The organism is Nocardia mexicana NBRC 108244 (assembly GCF_001613165.1).
Taxonomy (GTDB): domain Bacteria; phylum Actinomycetota; class Actinomycetes; order Mycobacteriales; family Mycobacteriaceae; genus Nocardia; species Nocardia mexicana.
In genome coordinates this window covers 82,715-101,180 of the sequence record NZ_BDBV01000032.1, presented here as the reverse complement: position 1 = coordinate 101,180, position 18,466 = coordinate 82,715, and the positions used below count along the sequence as shown (strand labels likewise).

The window sequence follows — 18,466 nt, the reverse complement described above, 5'->3', positions numbered from 1 at the left end:
GGGGTGGCGCCCCACATGATGTAGCGCAGTGACGACAGGTCGTAGCTCTCGATATCCGGATGCGAGGCCAGCGCCAGCGCGATCGGCGCCACCGCCATCTCGACGGTGATCCGGTCGGACTGGATGCACCGCAGCATGCGATCGAGATCGAACCGGCGATGCAGCCGCATCCACGCGCCCGCATCCAGCACCGTGACGATATTGAGCAGGCCGAGGATGTGCGACGCCGGCGTAGCGATCTGCATCCGGTCGTAGGACGTCAGGGCCAGCGTCTCCCGCCACTGCCGGATGGCGGCGCCCAGCGATGCGTGGGTGTGCCGGACTGCCTTGGGGAAACCCGTTGTCCCCGAGCTGAAGACGAGCACGGCGTCCGCCCCGGGATCGGGGTGCGGGAACGTCCGCGGCAGCGGCGTGATCGGGTCGTCCAGCTGCCGCATCGGCACCAGCTCGGCCAGCACCGGATGGTCGCCGACCCCGTGTGCGGCGCCGGTGATCCGCAGCGCGTGCTCGACCTCGGCCCGCTTCCAGGCCGGGCTGATCAACGTCACCGCCGCGCCCAGCTTCCAGATCGCCAGCACGGCAACGACGAACTCCGGGCGGTTCGACGACATCAGAGCCACGCGGGCACCCGCCCGCACGCCGCCGCTCCCGAGTTCGGTGGCCAGCCCGGCCGCGAGCTGCTCCAGGTCTTCGAGCGTGTACTCGCGCTCTTCGAAGGCGAGCACGACCGGTTCCGTCCGTACCGTCATCTTGGCTATCTTATTCTCCCAAATGGAGAATGTGAATCTCATTGCTAGGCTGAACGGCCGCACCCTCGATCGACAGCCCCCGTGGCAGCACACCGGAGCGACCTTGACAGACGAAATCGGCCTGGCGCCCCAGACATCCGAGCCGCTCCGGCACCCCGGAGCGGCCGTGATAGACGAAACCGCCCTGGCGCCTCAGACCTCGGAGCCGCTGCAGCACGTGGCCGACCTGCTCGGCGATATCGCGCAGCCGAATCCCGGTGCGCGCACCCTGACCGATCCGGAACACGCGGCACGGGTGATCGCCGAGGAGACGCGATCACGCACCGCCGCCGTCCTGGACAAGTTCGGCGGCACCCCGGCGGTGCTGCTCAGCGGCGGCGTCGACTCCATCTACCTCGCCGCGGTGGCCGTCGCGCTCGGGGCCCGGCCCGTCGCCGTCACTATCGTGACCGAGGGACAGTCCGACGAGGCGAACGCGGCCGCCGCCGCGGCAGCGCTGGGGTTGCGGCACGACATCATTCGGCTCCGTCCGGACGAAGTGGTGGATCTGGCTCGCGATGTCGTGCACCGTCTCGGCACCTCCGAGCTGTGGGAGGTCACGGCCGGAATCCCGCTGCTCGCCGCGCGGCGCAGCTTCGACGAGATCCCGGACCTGGGCGCGATCCTCAGCGGCTCCGGCGCCGACGCGATCCTCGCCGGAGGCCGGAAGCTCACCCACGCACCGGCTTCGGCCGCGGCACGCGACGAGATGGATCGCATCATCCGCACCGAGTCCGCGGCCAATTTCCGGTACGACCGGCTGGTCCCGCACTTCCACCCGGCGCTGCTGGACCACTACGCCGACCGGATGATCCACGTCTTCCAGACCGTCCGGTGGTGGCAGCTCGCCGAACGCTTCTCCCCCACGGCGCTTTTCGGCGAGCACCAGGGCAGTCCCGCGGACAAGCTCGCCCTGCGCATCGCCTGCCGGGACCAGCTGCCCCGGCCGATCGAGCACCTGGCCTGGGCGGCGAAGGCCCCGATCCAGCGCTCGTCCGGGCTCATGGGCGTGCTGGCCGACGCCGCCCGGACGCACGCGGCGAACCTGCCCGGGGCACACACATACACCGATCCGCGGACCGAGGACGCCGAGACCGTGGCCACGCGCCTGTACCTGTCGATCCTCGAGCACGGCTGACCGGCCGGACGAGCCGATCCGGTTAAGCTCGCCGGGTGACCATCGCTCGCGAGATGCCCGAGGACGCGCCACGGGAGGTGATCGCGCAGACGCTGCGCGAGGAGATCCTCGCGGGGCGCCTCGCGCCGGGAGACCGGCTGCGCGAGGCCGACCTGGCGACCCGGTTCGGCGTATCCCGCGTCCCCGTGCGGGAAGCGTTGTCGCAGTTGCAGAGTGAAGGGTTCGTGACCCTCGTGCGCTACCGCGGCGCCACGGTGTCGGCGGCGACGGGATCCGCGGCGCTGGAACTGATCCAGATCCGGCGCGGGCTGGAGGTGCTGGCCGCGCAGCTGGCGGCGGAGCGGCGGGGCGGCGCGGTCGCGGAGGACCTGGCACGCGTGGTGGAGTCGGGGCGGTCGGCCGCGATGAATCTGGCGCACGCGGAGCTGCCGCCCCTGGTCCTGCGGTTCCACACCCTGGTGGTGGAGGCCGCCGGGAACCATCAGCTGCGGCTGATGCTGGAGCCGCTGTTACAGCGGGTGTCGTGGATCTTCGATCAGCACCTGCGGGAGCGCACGCACGATTCCTGGAGCGACCACGCCGCGATCGCACAGGCCATTCTGAGCGGGTCGCCGGTCCAGGCCGGGTATCTCATGAGCGAGCACATCGCGAAGGACGAGCAGTTGCTCATCGAACTCGACCAGCGCTAGTGCCGCGCTCGAGAAGGCGGCAGCGGCTCCGCTAGTTCGTATACAAACTTTGCCGATTTAGCGGTTTGTTACGCATAGAACATCCGTGGAAACGTCACAGCAACACGTTTTGTATACAACTTAGGGACCAGCTTCACGCTCTCCGGAGGTTGCTCCCTTGCCTTCCCAGTCCCCCGCTTCCGAATCCCCGCCCGCCGCACCACCGAACCCCCTATCGCCCTGGCGCACCGTGGTTTTCGGCCTTCAGCACGTCCTGGTGATGTACACCGGGTGCATCGCCGTTCCCCTGGTCTTCGGCGCCGCGCTGGGCCTCGACAAGACCACGATCGCGACGCTGGTCAATGCCGACCTGCTGGTCGCCGGCGTCGTCACGATCGTGCAGGCGGTCGGGGTCGGCAAGCTGCTCGGCGCCCGCATGCCGGTGGTGGCGGGCGCCTCGTTCACCGCGGTCAACCCGATGATCCTGATCGGCCAGGAGTACGGCCTGTCGGCGGTGTACGGCGCCATGATCGCGGCCGGGATCTTCGGTCTCCTGATCGCTGTGCCGTTCGCCCGGCTGCTGCGCTTCTTCCCGCCGATCGTGCGCGGCGCCGCGATCACCATGATCGGCCTGTCGCTCATCGGCAACGCCGTCACCATGGTCTTCGGTGACCGCAGTCCCGACGGCGCCCGGCTCGGTCTCGCGGTCGGCGTGATCGTGGTGATCGTGGCGCTGATGCGTTACGGCCGGGGCATTCTCGCGCAGTCCGCCGTCCTGGTCGCGCTGGTGCTGGGCACGCTGGCGGCGGCCGGAATGTCGATGACGGACTTCGGAGGTGTCGGTTCCGCCGGATGGCTGGGCCTGCCCGATCCGTTCGTCTTCGGCGCGCCCCAGTTCCCGATCGCGGGCATCGCGTCGATGTGCCTGGTGATGCTGGTGATCTACGCCGAATCGACGGCCTATCTGCTGTCGATATCCGAGACCACCGGGCAACCGGCCGGTCGCGCGCAGCTGGCGCGCGGGCTGGCCGCCGACGGCGCCTCGGCGCTGCTGGCCGGATTCCTGACCTCGTTCCCGGACACCATTTTCGCGCAGAACGTGAGCCTGGTGCGGATCACCGGCGTCGTCAGCCGCGCGGTGACCGCGGTGGCGGGTGTGTTCCTCGTGGTGCTCGGGCTGGTGCCGAAGATGGGCGAGGTGGTCGCGAGCCTGCCCGGCCCGGTGATCGGCGCGGTGAGCCTGGTCATGTTCGCCACCGTGGCCGGTGTCGGCATCGCCACCATCGCGCAGGCCGAACTCGCCCGCAACGACAACCTGCTGATCGTCTCCCTCGCGATGGGTGTCGGGATGATTCCGATCGTCGCGCCGCAGATCTATGCCGAGCTGCCGTCCGCCGCGAAAATCGTTCTCGGCGGGGCGATCACGAGCACGGTGCTCGTCGCGTTCGTGCTGAACCTGATCTTCAATCACCTCACGGTCCCCCGAGCCCTCCGGCGCACGCCGCCGAGTTCCGCCGCACCACAACCGAAACCGGAGATCGAGGAGGTTCCCGCATGACCGGGATCTCGCTGCTCACCGTCCCGACCGCCGGTCCCGGCGACCTGGAGGCTCTCGCCGCCCTCGATCGAACGGGTTGCGCCGCCGAGGATTTGGTTGCCGTCATCGGCAAGACCGAGGGCAATGGTTGCGTCAACGACTTCAGCCGCACCCTCGCCGCGGCGGCGTGGGAGCCGCGCCTGCTCGCGACGGCGGTCACGGTGTTCTCCGGCGGCACCGAGGGGGTGTTGAGCCCGCACGTCAACCTGTTCGTCCGCGACGACCGGCGCCATCCCGGATTCGATCGCGGCCTGGTCGCCGCGGCGGGCCGCACCCGGGTGCTCACGCCCGCGGAGGTCGGCCGGGAGGCCCAGGTGGACGCGGTCGGCGAGACGGTCGCGAAGCTGCTCGCCGAACTCGGGGCCGGGCCCGCCGACACCCACCTGGTCATCGTCAAATGCCCGCTGCTGACCTCGGAGAAGATCACCGCGATCCGGGCGGCGGGCGGCGTGCCGGTCGCCACCGACACCTACGAATCCATGGCGCATTCGCGCGCGGCGAGCGCCCTCGGGATCGCCCTGGCGCTCGGCGAATGCGATCGGCCCACGGCACTGCGCGCACTGTCGGGCGCCAGCCACGTATCCTCGGCCCGCGCCTCCACCAGCGCGGGCGCCGAACTCGACGACTGTCACATTCTCGTTGTCGCGGAGAGTACTTCGGCCGCGAACCCGCTGCGAGCCCTGCACGGCGAGATGGCCGACGCACTCGACATCGCGTCGGTCACCGCGCTGCTGGATCGGGTCCGGGCGGACGGCGGCACGATCCGGCAGATCTTCGCGAAGGCCGAGGCCGATCCGGCCGGAACGGTGCGCGGCCTGCGGCACACGATGCTCACCGACTCCGACGTCAACGCGACCCGGCATGCCCGGGCCGCCGTCGGCGGACTGCTGTCCGCCCTCAAAGGCGATGGCGCCGTGTACGTCTCGGGCGGCGCCGAACACCAGGGCCCGTCCGGCGGCGGGAGCATCACGGTGATCTACGAACTACCCACTCCGGTGAGGAGCGACCGACCATGACCACGACCGCGAGCACAGCCGAGACATCCTGGGACATAGAGGAATTCGAAACAACTCCGGTACCCCGGGACCATCGCCGCCGCCTCCCGTCGGTCGCCGCGGTCTGGTTCGGTTTTCCGATGGTGCTGACCTGCGCCATCTTCGGCGGCCTCATCGTCTACTCGCTGGGGTTCTGGCGCGGGCTGCTGGCGATCGCGGTCGGCAACCTGTGCCTGATGCTGTATGTCGGATCCCTCAGCTACCTGGCGGGGCGGACCGGTGAGAACTTCGCGCTGACCGCCGCGCGGACCTTCGGCGTCAAGGCCGCGGCGGTGCCGTCCGCCTTTCTGGCCACGATCGTTATCGGCTGGTTCGCGTTCCAGACCGGCATGGCCGGGGCGATCCTGCACGACAGCCTCGGGTGGCCCGAACAGCCGACCACGCTGGCGGCCGGGCTGGGCTTCATCGCGCTGACACTGCTGGGGATCCGGGCGCTGTCGGTGATCGGCGTGATCGCGGCGCCGGTGTATATCGTGCTGGGCGCCGTCGCGATCTACCTTGCCGCGCAGGACGGTTCGGGATCGCCCTTCGGATACTCCGGTGGGGCCGAAAGTGCCGCACTGAGTTTCGGGGCCGCGGTGACGCTGGTGATCGCGTCCTTCATCGACTCCGGCACGATGACAGCGGATTTCACCCGGTGGTCCCGCACCGGGCGCGAGGGATTCCTGGCCGCGGCCTCCGCGTTCCCGGTGAGCAATTCGATCGCCCTGCTCGTCGGCGGACTGGTCGTCGCGCTCGGCGGCGCCACCGATCCCGGCACCGACGGCGGCAACTTCCTCGGGCTGCTGATCGACCACGGCGGCGTGCTGGTGCCGCTGGCCGTGGCCTTCGTCTTCATCAACCTCGGCTCGGTGTGCGCGCACTGCCTCTACAACGGCGCGGTCGGCTGGAGTCAGCTCACCGCGGGCCGGATGCGCACGCTCACACTGATCCTCGGCGCCGTCGGGGTGCTGCTCGCGGTGGCCGGAATCTGGACCTACTTCGAGCAGTGGCTGAACCTGCTCGGCGTGATCGTGCCGCCGATCGGCGCGGTCGTGATCCTCGACCAGCTCGTCCTGCCGCGCACCAGGCTGGGTTCGCCCGCGCCGGGCCGCGCCGTCCGCTGGCAGCCGTTCGCCGGATGGGCGGGCGGCGCCGCCGTCGCACTGCTCGCCCATCGCCTCGCGCCGTGGCTGTCGGACGCCGTGGTCGGCTTCGTCACCGCGGCGCTGCTCTTCACCGCCGCCTCCGCCCTGACCGCACGAGACCAGAAGGATTGCCCCGCATGACATTTCCGCCCCTCACCGCGGCCACCCCGTACGCCTGGCCCTACGACGGCGGCATCGATCCCGCCTGCACCGCGCTGCTGCTCATCGACTGGCAGGTCGATTTCTGCGGGCCCGGCGGCTACGTCGACCAGATGGGTTACGACCTGTCGCTCACCCGCGCCGGGCTCGAACCCACCGCCCGGGTGCTCGCCGCGGCGCGGGATGCCGGGATGACCGTCGTCCACACCCGCGAGGGCCATCGCCCGGACCTCAGCGACCTCCCCGCGAACAAGCGCTGGCGTTCGGCGCGGGCGGGCGCGGAGATCGGCAGCACCGGGCCGTGCGGCCGGATCCTGGTCCGCGGCGAACCGGGCTGGGAGATCGTGCCCGAGGTCGCGCCGCTGCCGGGCGAACCCGTGGTCGACAAGCCCGGCAAGGGCGCGTTCTACGCGACCGACCTCGATCTGCTGCTCCGCACGAACGGTGTCACGCACCTGATCATCACCGGCATCACCACCGATGTGTGCGTGCACACCACCATGCGCGAGGCCAACGACCGTGGCTACGAATGCCTGGTGCTGTCGGACTGCACCGGCGCCACCGAGCGGCGGCATCACGAGGCGGCGCTCAGCATGATCAGCATGCAGGGCGGCATCTTCGGCGCCGTCGCCGCCTCGGCGGACGTGCTCGCCGCGTTCGGCGCGACGCCCGCCGCCGTATGAGGATCGTGCTGATCCACGGCGCCGCGACCGACTCGCGGGTGTGGGCCGCCACCGCGGCCGCGCTGCGCGGGTCGGCCGAGGTGCTGTGCCCCGACCGGCCGCAATCCGGTGACATGGACACCGAGATCGCCTATCTGGCACCGCTGTGCGCCGACGCGTTCGTCGCCGGGGTGAGCGGCGGCGCGACGCTCGGGCTCGTGCTCGCCGCCCGCGGCGTTCCCCTGGCCGGGGCCCTCCTGCACGAGCCCGCGGCCGGTTCGCTGGCTCCCGGGCTGCTCGACCATGTTACCGCCGCGCTGGCCACGGGCGGGGTGGAGGGATTCGGCCGGGCGCTCTACGGTCCGCACTGGGTATCGGACCACACGCACGCCTCCCTCGACACGATCCGCGCGGAGTTCGCGATGTTCCGTGGATTCGAACCGGCGCTACCAGCCGCCCCCGGGCGAGTCACCCTGACGGTCGGATCGAATTCTCCTCCGCCACGACATGATTCGGTGCGTACGCTGGCTGCTCACCTCGGCGTGCGCATGCGCACGCTGTCGGAGGCCGGACACGCCGCCCACCTCGAATGTCCCGTGGACCTGGCCGCTCTCATCGAATCGACCGCCACATCGCTGAAGACTCCGGTCAGCCGTACACGAGGGCCTGGTAGGTATCGAGGATCTTGCGGATCGAGGGGGTGACGGACAGGTCGCCGTCCAGCGGCGCCCACACGTACCCGGCATGCTCGGCCAGCACGATCGGCCCCGTGGCCGCCACCTCCACGGCGAAGTGCAGACGCCGCACCGGCTTTCCCGCCGGGGACAGGTAGTCGAAGTCGCCGACGTGATGGCGGATGCCGGTGACGAGCAATCCCGTCTCGTGGCCGACCCCGCGGATCACCGCCTCCGTGACGGATTCGCCCGGCTCCACCGTGGCACCCGGGAGCTTCCGGGTGGGGCGAATCGGCCCGGTGCTGTCGGGCTCCAACAGCAATATCTCCCCGCCGCGATCGACGATCGCGCCGACCCGCAGGCCGACACCGTCGTATTCACCGCGTGGCAACGCCTCGTCGAACATCGATACCGACACCGGAAACCCTCACCGACCTTCGATCGAGCCTATGCACCGCCCCTGGCATGCGGCGCTCACCCCAATTTTACCGTGCGGTGACCGCCACATAACAATGCCCATCAAACACCCACTGGGGCACGCGGTTTCACAGCGCGCGAGTGTACTCGGCGGGCGGGCGGCCGTAGACCTTCTCGAAGGACCGGATGAAGTTCAGTACCGGTCCTCTGGTCGCCCTGACTCCCAATGGGTTTCGAGACGCTCCAGCAGCTGGTCGATATCGCGCTGGATCCGGACCGCCAGCTCCCGGGGCCCGGTGGCGACGGCGACCGGAGATTCGTCCAGCGACATCACGTACCGCCCGTCGCCGGGTATGTCCCGCCACATCAGGTTCGTCTCGAGAATCCCGCGCGGGCCGTACTTCGATCGCCCCTGAACCACGGCGATCGCCCCGGTGAGGTCGGCAGGCTGCTGGAAGAACCGTTGCGTCTGAGCAACCGGCCGCTCGTCGACATCGTCCCAGATGAGGCTGTCCCGCCAGGCCGGGGTGATGTGCTCGGCCGGATCGGTCACGACCGGAATGTCCGGCAGCCGCCCGGCTGCCACCGATGGCAGCGACGCGACCACCTTGGAGCCCAGGTCGCTCGGATCGCACTCGGTGACCGTCACCATCGGCGAATCCCAGGTCAGCTTCCCCGGCGCCTGCTCGAAGACGTATCCCAGCGCACCCGATCGCGCGATGTGCACACGGAGCTGCTTGTCCTTGTTGCTCCTGTCGTGCTCGTCCCAGCTACGCACCTGCACGTACACTTCCGGCGCGCGCATCACCTCGATCACGCCGTCGAACGAGCCGTCCAGCCGGTCCTGCAAGCTCTCCCACATGTCCCGCCTGCGACGGTCCATCTCGTCGACCGTGACGTCCTCGTCGGTCTCGAACAGCAGCGGACGCGGCACCGAACCACTGCGGTAGCGGTCGCACAACACGAGAAACGCGAGCGAGGAGAACTCCCACTGCTGAGTCACGGCTCGATCACCGGCCGCACCCGATCCACATCCGGCCCGACGATCTCGTCGAAATTGCTTGCGGTGTCGAGGAACTTGCCGCGCTTGTGGCCCTGGCCGCCGTGCTGCCCGCCCATGCCACCGCCCATGCCGCCCGCGGGTGGCATACCACCTGCCGGACTGTTTCCGGGCGGCCCGGCGGGCGTCGCCGGTGTCACCTCGTTCCCGGTCTGAATCGCCGCCCGCGGGAACAACTTCGACGAGTCGGCCGGAGTGGAGGCGGTGATCTGCGAGTGCACGCCGCCGCCTCCGCCGTCGCCGCCGCCCCCGGGGAGTCCGGCGCCACCGCCGCCGAGAGCGGACACCAGATCATTGGGGAGCGCACCGGCCGAGCTGCCGAGATCCTGCGGATCCGCGATGCCCGGAATACCGACCATGCCGAAGTTCGCCAGCCCGGCAATCGCTTCCGTGCCCGCCTTGGTGACGGTTTCGACGACGCCCTTGATCCCGTCGGTCAATGTCTTCAGCAAGTCCGCGCCGCCCTGGCCCCCGCCGCCCAGGGTCTGCCCCAGGTTCTGCAGCGTTTCCGGGCTCAGATTGCGCAGCGCCTCCGGGTTCAGGTCCTTCAGCGCGTCGGGCCCGAGTCCGCCGAGCATGTCGTTGCCGAACTTCTGCAGCTCCTGCGGGTCCATGCTCTGCAGCAGATCGGAGCCCAGCTTCTGCAATGCCTCCGGGGTCATCTGCTTCAGCAGTTCCGGGTTCAGGCCGCCGAGCAGATCCGAACCGATCTTCTGCAATGTCTCCGGGTTCAGGTCCTTCAGCGGATTCTTGCCCTGGAGGAAATCGTTGAGCAGGTCCTGGGGCGATTTCGGTGACTTCGACGAGCCCGGGGGCGGGGGGCTCTTGGGAACATTGTGGTTCGGCTGTGGTGATTTGTGGGCGTTCCCGTCGCCTTGGTTGCCGTTGTTCCCGTTGGTGCCACCGCCGTAGGGATTCGCGCCCTCGGTGTTCCCGTCGCCGCCCTTGCCGTCTCCGAGGCCCTTCTTGTAGCCGTCCTCGTAGCCGCCCTTGTATTCGGGGCTGTTCTTGTCGAGACCGCTGCCGTTCCCCTGGCCGGAGCCGCCTCCCGGACCGTTCCCCTTCCCGGAACCATCACCCGGACCGTTCCCCCGACCGGATCCATCACCCGAACCGTTCCCCTTCCCGGAGCCGTCGCCCGGACCGTTCCCCTGGCCGGAGCCGTCCCCTGGACCGTTCCCCTGGCCGGAGCCGCCACCCGGACCACTCCCCTTCCCGGAACCATCACCCGGACCGTTCCCCTGACCGGTGCCGTCCCCCGGGCCATTGCCCTGACCACCACCCGGACCGTTGCCCTGGCCGCCGTTCTTGCCACCGGCGTCCTTCAGGCCTTGGTTGTAGCCGTCCTGATAGCCCGACTTGTAATCGGGGCTGTTCTTGTCGATATTGCCGTTGTTGTTCCCGTTGCCATTGTTGTTGTTCTTGTCGTTGTTATTGTTGCCGTTGCCGTTGTTGTTGCCATTGCCGTTCCCCTTGTCACCCGGCGGCGGCGGGGGCGGTGCCGGTTGAGTGACGGTACCGGTCACGGTGATCGCGGGCATCGCGGCAACGGCACCGGCGATACCCGGCTCGTAGACGGCCTTGTACGTTGCGCGATAACCTGCCAGATAGTCATCCTCCTTGCAGGAGGGCTCGGCATATTCTTGTCCGGGCGTATCGTTGTACATCGCATAAATCCATTTTGCGCAGTACTTCAGATCGGCACCCAAATTGTCGAGGCTGGTGGCGAAAGTCAATGAACCTTCGGTGAAACGCTTGATCGCGTTCGTGGCTTGGTCCGCACCGTTACCGGTCCACATTTCCTTGGTGACCTTCTGGAGCGCGGTGTTCAGGTCGGTGAGATCTGCCTTGATCTTCTCGGCCACCCAGACGTATTGAACACCGGCGCCATTCGCCGTCCAATCGCTCCCTTCCAGCGCCTTCCGGAATTCGTGGAATCGTTTGAAAGACCAACCGCTGGCGTCGGTGACCTGGATACCGATGCCACTGTCCGCACTCGGCGGCGGCTTCGGCGCAGTCGGATGGTCTCCGGTATGAGAGGGGGTGAAATCGTTCGGCCGGGGCCCCTTCGGCGGAATGGAATCGACCTTGGCCAGGTCGCCGATCTTCTTGAAGTCTTCCGCCGACTTATCGTCGGTTTTCAGATACTGCTTACACGCGCTGATGAAGGTGTCACCCATATCCTCCATGATCTTCTTCAGGGTATCCATCGCCTCGATGACGTGGACACCCTTGTCGTTGAAGCGTCGCGTCAGCTCCTCGCCGCCGTACTCGTCGGAGAATCGGCGCATGGTCGTCATGCCCTGACCCTTGATGAAATCCTGGTACCACTCCAGTTTTCCGATCATGTCGTGGCATGCCTGGGCCGCCGCGGCGAAGGCCTTCGTATCGGCCTTCAGCAGGTCGACCTTCAGCTCGTGCCGGTCCGCCTTCCCGCGCAGTCCGGACCAGTCGTCGACCTGACTCTTGGTCGTATCGTCGATCTTCGGTTTGTCGTCTTTTCCGTCAGCCATCGCCGGCACTCCTCGCGGTCTTCGTGGTAGATCTCAGTCGTCGTGGTCGCTGACCATCGACCGGCGTCCCTCGTATCGCACCGCATCGCCGAAGCCCGTGTCCTCGTCGTCCCACCGCTCCCGTGAGTTCGGCGGGGCCACCGAGGCGGGCGGCGCGACCGGCACGACGGACCCGAGGTCCGGCGCATCCTCGATGAGATCGGACAGGCGAGGCAGCCGAGACTTGCGCTCCCGCAACGGTTCCATGAGCCGGCGGCACTCTTCGTTCGCCTTCTGTGCGGCCGCCTGCACGGCCTCGGTCATCGCGGCCGCGATCTCCTCATAGGTCAATTCGCCGATATCGTCGTCGAACCGGGTGTCGACGAGAATGCCATCGGCGTTGACGGTCACCGTGATTCGTTTCTCGCACGCGGTGGCGGAGGCGGTGAGCCGGGAGCGGTCCCGTTGAATTTTCGCGATGCCCAGCATCTGTTCCGACAATGCTTCCATCATCATCGCGGCGTCGGCTCGCAGCCGTTCGTTCGCCATCGGAGGCCCTCCGCATCGTAGGTCCGGCCGTTACGCGGCATTGCGCCGAGTGCTGTTGCCGCCGAACAGATTCGAACACGACGCGGATAACCTCGAAATAAGGCGGACATAAGAAGGGCATAATTCCCGACGGGCACCCGGGGGATTCCGAAATCTCTTCGGACAGTAGGCGAATTCGATGTGAACAACAACCGCACCACAGGTGACCGCGCCGAGGCGGAGTTCACCTGCGCATCAGTTCCCTTGGCGCGCAGTTACTCCCGCCGGTACCGAGTCGACGAGCGGATGCCCCCGCCACGACACGTCGGGAACGGGGAGGCCGAGACGCCGGCTCGCCTGCGCCACCTTGTCCAGGATCGGCTCGGCCTCGTCGGCACAGCCCACGGCGGTCAGCGCGCATCCGTACACCTGCATCGCCCGCAGGCGCCGCACCGCCGCCGAGACCTCGGTGAGCGCACGCACGGCCTCCTCGGCGAACGGCACGGCCGCCTCGGCGTCGTCGCTGCAGAGCGCGACCTCGGCCAGCCGGGCCAGGGCCCACCCCTCCTGATGGCGGCGGCCGTCCCGGCGGGCGACCTCGAGCGCCTCCTCGCACAGCTCGCGGGCGGTGACCGGATCACCGCGCTGCAGCGTCGCGAATCCCAACTCGTGCAACGCCATCGATTCGACCCGCAGGCTGCCGACCTGTCGCGCGATGACCAGCGCCTGTTCGGCGGCCTCAGCGGCCTCGGGCCAGCGCCCGGCGTCGCAGCAGACCCGGGCGATCGTCGCCCAGCTCATCCCCTCGCCGAACCGAATCCCGGCCTGCCTGCCCAATTCGACCGCACGCCGGTAGTGCTCCACCGCCGCGTCCACCTTGCCCCGGTAGTCCATGACCGTGCCGAGCATCTGCTCCGCGAGGATGGCGCTGGACCGATCCCCCGCCTCCTCCAGGACCGCGCCGGCGTCGCGGAGTGTGCGCGCGGCGCCCAGATCCCCCGTGCCGACCAGCCGGGCCATGGCGGCGGCCAGCTGCGCCCGGCCCATCGTCCGCCGATCTCCGTCGGCTTCGGCCGCCCGGGCCAGCACCTCGAGTGCCGGCGCCACCCGGGACAGATGTTCGCCCGCATCCCCGCCCACCGCGAGCGACAGCGCGAGATCGACTGCGAGCGTTCGGGTCCGGGCGTCGGGGCGATCGGCGACCTGCCGGTACAGCGCCACCAGCCCGAACCGTTCGGCCATCGCCCAAGCGGTGCACCGGCGTTCGTCGCCGAACCGCTGCCCGGCCGCGGCGGTGGCGGCGTAGAAGTCGGCGCCCATGCCCGGATCGCGCAGTTCCACAATGTTTTTCGCGCTGGCCAGATAGAAATCGACCAGCCTGTGCAATGCTGCCGGCCACTCCGCCTGCTGCGCCGGATCCGCGACGCCGCGGGCGAACAGCCGCACCAGATCGTGATATCGGTAGCGACCGAAGTCCGGCGACTGCAGCATGCCCAGGTCCACCAGGGTTTCGCAGAGCCGCTCGGCCTCGGGCCGATCCCGGTCGAGCAGGGCGGAGATGGCGTCGACCGACAGGTGGGGCGCGTCGGAGAACGCCACGAGGACGAACGCCCGCGACAGCTCGGAGTCGAGTCGGCGGTAACTGGCCAGGAACACCAGCTCCACACTGGTATTGCCGACCGCGAGTTCGGCCAGCCGCCCGCGCTCGTCCGCGAGGCGCTCGGCGACCGCGGCCAGCTGCCAGGCCGGCCGGGTCGCGAGCCGCGCCCCGGTGATGCGCAGCGAGAGCGGCAGGTGGCCGCAGGCACGCAGAATCTCCTGCGCCGCATCCGGTTCCCGGGACAGCCGCGGCGCCGACACCATGCGCTCCAGCAGCGTCCACGCCTCATCGTCGGTGAACACATCCAGCGGGAGCAGCCGCGCACCGAACAGTTCCGCCAGACTCGAACGACTGGTCACCAGCACGGCCGCCGAGCCCGGGCCCGGCAGCAGCGGGGTGACGTGGTCCACATCGCGCGCATTGTCCAGCACGAGGAGGATGCGCTTGCCCGCTATGGTGTTGCGCCACAGGTCCGTTCGCTCCGCGGGATCCCGCGGTAGCTCACCGGCGTGCACGCCTATCGAGCGAAAGGCGACCGCGAGCAGCATATCCGTCGAGCGCGGATGCTCGTCCATCCCGCCGAGGTCGAGGTACAGGGCCCCGTCCGGGTAGTTCTCTCGCACGCGATGTGCGAGATGCACTGCGAGCGTGGTCTTTCCGATTCCCCCCATCCCGGTGATCGCGACCACCGGACGATTGCCGCAGTCCGCGCCCAGCAGCTCGGTCAATTCCCGGACCAGCTCCGCGCGCCCGACGAAATCGGCGATATCGAGGGGCAGCTGCGCGGGGGCGGTGCCCGGGGGATCGAAATCCTGTTCGCCGGACGGCAATTCCTCCGGCTGCTCGCCTGTGCTCTCCGGGACCGGCGGCGCGGACGACAGGAACTCCTGATGCAATCGGACCAGCCGCGGGCCCGGCTCCAGGCCGAGCTCGTCGGCCAGCAACCGGCGCGCATTCCGGTATACCTCGAGCGCTTCGGCCCGCCGCCCGCTGCGATAGAGCGCGATCATCAGCATCTCGTGCCACCGCTCGCCGTGCGGGTCGGAGGCGACGCGCGCCTCCAGCTCCGACACGGCGGCCGCGTATCGGCCGCGATCCAGCGCGACGACGATCGCGGCCTCGTCCAGGACCGAATGCAGCCTGCGCAGCCGGGCTCGTTCGGTTTCCGCCCACGGTCCGGGCAGCCCGACCAGCGGGTCGCCGCGCCACAGTTGCTGCGCCGCAGCCAGTTTCTCGTTCGCCGCGTCGGCCGCACCGGAGTTGCGATCGGATTCGGCGGCCGCGATCAGGCCCTCGGCCAGACCGGCGTCGGACTCCACCGGCAGGCCGAGCCGGTAGCCACCGCGGGTCGAGGCGAGCCACTCCGCCCCCGCGCCGGCGTGGCCGTGGATATCGAACTGGCGCCGCAGGGCGCTCACGTGATTGCGCAGGCCACTGATCGCCGAGGACGGCGGTCGATCACCCCACAGACGCGCGGCCAGCTGCACCGTCGACAGCGTGCGCCCGGGCTCCGCCGCCAGGATGACCAGCACCGCCATCATCTGCGGCGCCGCGATCTCCAGGCGATGCTCACCCAACCGCACCTCGACCGGCCCCAACAGGCTCAATCGAAGTACCTCGGGCCGCACCTCGTCGCTGCTCGAACCCTGTCGCGCTGCCAAAACAGATCCTCACCCGTCGTACGAAGTCCGCCATCGCCTTACGTCGAAGCATAGGAAGCCCGGCGCGACCCGCGCGTGAATCACAGCGTCACCCGAGCTGAACATATGCGTGACGAACCGCCGCCGACACTACGGGTTCCGTCGGGAACGGGCTGACCGTCGACCGGCGGCCACTTCATCCGGGCCTTCGAGAAGGCCTACGGCCTGACGCCCGCCGAGTACGCCCGCTCGGCCTCCTGAGCCGGTTCGCGGACGATTCGGTCGGCCATCGCACGCATCTCGCCGGGCAGGCGGTCCGGCGCCACGGGCCCCACGAAGTACTCGGCGATCCGGCCCTCGGCCGACCGGACATCCCAATGGCACCAACACAATCCGGGCGACCACAGCGGCTCCGCGGGCACACCGTCGAGCTGCCTCGCCAGCCTGTTCAGTTCGCGGGCCACCGCCGCCGGAGTCCCGATATCGGCCAGGCACCACCACGGCCGGCGAAAGTTGCCCGGCGCCGAGATTCCCACGAAGTAGGTCAGCGCGACCGCATCCGTCCTGGCCACGTCGCCACCTCTCATCCCGTTCCACCTCCGGCTCGCCGACCATCGACGGTTACCTCCACCGCGCTGGTGTGCCGTCCGATCACCGAGCAGTTCACCACGTCAGTTACCTATCAGCAAATAACTGGGCGGTGATGTCGGACACCCTGGCGACAACGGTTATCGCGCCAACCATCGATGCGCCGCATACAGAAGGCTATTCAGGATTCTCGCGGCAATTAATCAGTCGTCCGAATAGGTAGGTGCGACGCAAGCACCCGGTCAGGCGACTATATTCGCTTGGAACGGATTTCAATCCGTTCAATTCCGCACCCTCGCATGTCGTTTTGCGAATGAATTGAAAGGCCGCTACGGTTCGCTTAATCGAATCGCATCGAACCATATCGGGCCGGTTGATTTCAATAGCCTTGTTTCACTTCTTGAAAGGGCCACAGCCATGGGAAGTAAACGAATTGTTCGAATTGTTTCCACGATGCTGGCCATCGGCGCCGCGGCCTCCGGACTGTCGACGGCCGTCCCGGCCGCAGGTCACAGCGTGGAATCCGAATCATCGGAGGGCCCGGGCGCCGAACAGCTGGGTCGGTGGCGGCAGTCGAGCGGGTCGGAGGGACCCGCTCCCGCGCCCGCGCCTGCTCCCCCGCCGCCGCCCGCGCCTGCGCCCGCACCCGCGTATCCGCCCCCGCCGCCCGCCGGAACCGAACTCGGCCCCGGCGGTATGTATCCGGGAGTGACTACTCCCGCGCCCGCCCCGGTCCCGACGCCACCGGGACCACCGGTCGCACCCGCACCTCCGTTCAGCGGCAAGGGCGACGGCCCCGACACCGGGCATACCGGCTCCTAGCTCCGTGCCACGGACTTCCTCGGCCGTCCGGATCGGAGGTCGGCGGCCGGCGAGTCGGCCGCCGCGCGGGAACCACAAACTACGGTGCGCCGACCGGGGACGCGCAACTGTCCGGTGGGTCGACGAATACGCAGAGAGACGGCGCGCGGGTGGGCCGGTAGCCGTCGGGAACGCCGCCCGCGGCGACGATCTGCGTGTAGGTGCCGACGCCGTCGGTGGGGCGGCGGGTGAGGGTCGGGTCGGTGCGCACGTCCACGGTGTAGAGGCCGAATCGCGGTGTGTAGCTGCCCCATTCGTAGTTGTCGGTGAGGCTCCAGTAGTTGTAGCCCATGACGTTCATGCCGTCGGCGCGGGCGCGCTGGATCCAGTAGACGGTGTCGCGCAGATGATCGGTGCGGGTGTAGCCGTCGCCGCGGGGCGCGCCGTTCTCGGTGGGCATGCCGTTCTCGACGATGTAGAGCGGCTTGCCCGGCAGGCGGCGCGAATAGTGCTGCAGCGCATAGTAGATGCCCTCCGTGCGCAGCGGCATCTCCCAGATGCGCGGCCCCGGGAGGTCCGGCATCGCCGATCCACTGCTGCGCACGATGGTCCCGAGCATCGACTGCACCGGGTCGTAGCCGAAGTAGTAGTCGACACCGACATAGTCGAGACGGTCGGCGACGCGATCGATGAACGCGCCGTTGACCTGGTGTTCGGAACCGGCCACGTATCCGACGTTCGCGGTGACCTCGGCGCCGGGCTGCTTCTGGTGGATGTAGTCGTAGATCCCGCTGTGCGCCTGCACGATCTTGTCCTGCATCTCGCCCCAGTCGGCGGCTCCGCGGCGCATCTCGTGCTGGATGTAGGCGGCGGGCTCGTTCACGGTGACCCACAGGGGGTTTCGGGAGGCATAGTGGTCGACCACCACGCGCATGACCCCGAGCCAATCGCCGACCATGCCCGGATTGCGCCAGCCACCCTGATCGACCGCCCAGCCCGGGTACACCCAGTGATCCAGCGTGATCATCGGCCGCATGCCCGCCTGCACGATCTTGTCGACGACCGAATCGTAGAAGCGGAAGGCGTTGTCGTCCCACGTTCCCGCCGCGGGCGACAGCCGGGCCCATTCGATACCGACCCGGAACACCCGCACGCCCAGCGCCGCCGCCAGGTCGATGTCCGACTCGTAGCGATCGGTGAAGTCGACCGAATCCTGCAACCGATCGTAGGAGGGGTTTCCGGCGATGTAGCGCGTCCAATTGCTGTCGGGCGCATGGCCTTCGGACTGGAATCCGGAGCTCGCCACGCCCCAGAGGAAATCCGAACCCAGCGCGGGTAGGGCGGCCGACCGCATCGGCGGGGTAGCCGCGGCGTGTGTGCAGATCAGCAGGGTCGACGCAGCAGCAGCGAGCACAGCTACCACGCACCGCCGGAACCGGGATCGCATCGACTCAGGGTAACGGCCGACCCCG

The 18,466-nt window shown here is 68.8% G+C and carries 16 protein-coding genes; 8 read left to right on the top strand and 8 right to left on the bottom strand.

Translation table 11 applies throughout. The features are described from left to right. Positions 1–749 (bottom strand): class I adenylate-forming enzyme family protein (locus tag NM1_RS13415; protein ID WP_157123904.1); only part of this gene is annotated, 749 nt, incomplete at its 3' end. A 166-nt stretch (positions 750–915) separates the two neighbouring features. Between NM1_RS13415 and NM1_RS13410 the strand changes: the two genes are divergently transcribed. The 7 genes from NM1_RS13410 to NM1_RS13380 all read left to right on the top strand — a co-directional run bounded on the left by NM1_RS13410 (position 916) and on the right by NM1_RS13380 (position 7,898). Continuing rightward, on the top strand, positions 916–1,926 hold the full coding sequence (locus NM1_RS13410) for an asparagine synthase-related protein (protein ID WP_169814255.1): 1,011 nt from the start codon (positions 916–918) through the stop codon (positions 1,924–1,926). A 35-nt stretch (positions 1,927–1,961) separates the two neighbouring features. Beyond that, positions 1,962–2,615, top strand: a complete 654-nt coding sequence (locus tag NM1_RS13405) for a GntR family transcriptional regulator (protein WP_068019070.1) — start codon at positions 1,962–1,964, stop codon at positions 2,613–2,615. Positions 2,616–2,844: 229 nt separating this feature from the next. Continuing rightward, a complete protein-coding gene (locus NM1_RS13400; RefSeq protein ID WP_068019067.1) occupies positions 2,845–4,152 on the top strand; it encodes a nucleobase:cation symporter-2 family protein in 1,308 nt (435 codons plus the stop codon). Then, positions 4,149–5,207 (top strand): cyanuric acid amidohydrolase, encoded by a 1,059-nt coding sequence (gene atzD, locus NM1_RS13395; RefSeq protein ID WP_068019064.1) that lies wholly within the window; start codon positions 4,149–4,151, stop codon positions 5,205–5,207. The genes NM1_RS13400 and atzD overlap by 4 nt, the downstream gene beginning before the upstream one ends. Next, on the top strand, positions 5,204–6,514 hold the full coding sequence (locus NM1_RS13390) for a cytosine permease (RefSeq protein ID WP_084519558.1): 1,311 nt from the start codon (positions 5,204–5,206) through the stop codon (positions 6,512–6,514). Before atzD ends, NM1_RS13390 begins: the two co-directional genes overlap by 4 nt. Then, on the top strand, positions 6,511–7,215 hold the full coding sequence (biuH, locus tag NM1_RS13385) for a biuret amidohydrolase (RefSeq protein WP_068019062.1): 705 nt from the start codon (positions 6,511–6,513) through the stop codon (positions 7,213–7,215). The genes NM1_RS13390 and biuH overlap by 4 nt, the downstream gene beginning before the upstream one ends. Beyond that, complete coding sequence (locus NM1_RS13380) at positions 7,212–7,898, top strand: alpha/beta fold hydrolase (protein ID WP_068019060.1); 687 nt, start codon at positions 7,212–7,214, stop codon at positions 7,896–7,898. Before biuH ends, NM1_RS13380 begins: the two co-directional genes overlap by 4 nt. Here NM1_RS13380 and NM1_RS13375 read toward each other — a convergent pair. The 6 genes from NM1_RS13375 to NM1_RS13350 form a co-directional block, all read right to left on the bottom strand. Beyond that, positions 7,843–8,286 (bottom strand): NUDIX hydrolase, encoded by a 444-nt coding sequence (locus NM1_RS13375; protein ID WP_084519556.1) that lies wholly within the window; start codon positions 8,284–8,286, stop codon positions 7,843–7,845. The genes NM1_RS13380 and NM1_RS13375 overlap by 56 nt on opposite strands. Positions 8,287–8,478: 192 nt before the next feature. Next, complete coding sequence (locus NM1_RS13370) at positions 8,479–9,288, bottom strand: ESX secretion-associated protein EspG (RefSeq protein WP_068019057.1); 810 nt, start codon at positions 9,286–9,288, stop codon at positions 8,479–8,481. Continuing rightward, complete coding sequence (locus NM1_RS13365; RefSeq protein ID WP_068019054.1) at positions 9,285–11,858, bottom strand: hypothetical protein; 2,574 nt, start codon at positions 11,856–11,858, stop codon at positions 9,285–9,287. Before NM1_RS13365 ends, NM1_RS13370 begins: the two co-directional genes overlap by 4 nt. 33 nt (positions 11,859–11,891) lie before the next feature. After that, on the bottom strand, positions 11,892–12,386 hold the full coding sequence (locus tag NM1_RS13360; protein WP_068019051.1) for a YbaB/EbfC family nucleoid-associated protein: 495 nt from the start codon (positions 12,384–12,386) through the stop codon (positions 11,892–11,894). A 234-nt stretch (positions 12,387–12,620) separates the two neighbouring features. Further along, a complete protein-coding gene (locus NM1_RS13355) occupies positions 12,621–15,626 on the bottom strand; it encodes an AfsR/SARP family transcriptional regulator (RefSeq protein ID WP_147289106.1) in 3,006 nt (1,001 codons plus the stop codon). A gap of 197 nt (positions 15,627–15,823) precedes the next feature. Next, positions 15,824–16,177, bottom strand: coding sequence for a hypothetical protein (locus tag NM1_RS13350; protein WP_147289105.1), 354 nt, complete (start codon positions 16,175–16,177; stop codon positions 15,824–15,826). Between the two features lie 469 nt (positions 16,178–16,646). On the opposite strand from NM1_RS13350, the gene NM1_RS42215 reads away from it, so the two are divergent. Further along, complete coding sequence (locus NM1_RS42215) at positions 16,647–17,015, top strand: hypothetical protein (protein WP_157123902.1); 369 nt, start codon at positions 16,647–16,649, stop codon at positions 17,013–17,015. Positions 17,016–17,094: 79 nt separating this feature from the next. Here the strand turns inward: NM1_RS42215 and NM1_RS13345 are convergent, their stop codons facing one another. Next, positions 17,095–18,441, bottom strand: coding sequence for a family 1 glycosylhydrolase (locus NM1_RS13345; RefSeq protein WP_068019043.1), 1,347 nt, complete (start codon positions 18,439–18,441; stop codon positions 17,095–17,097). Between the last annotated feature and the right edge of the window lie 25 nt (positions 18,442–18,466).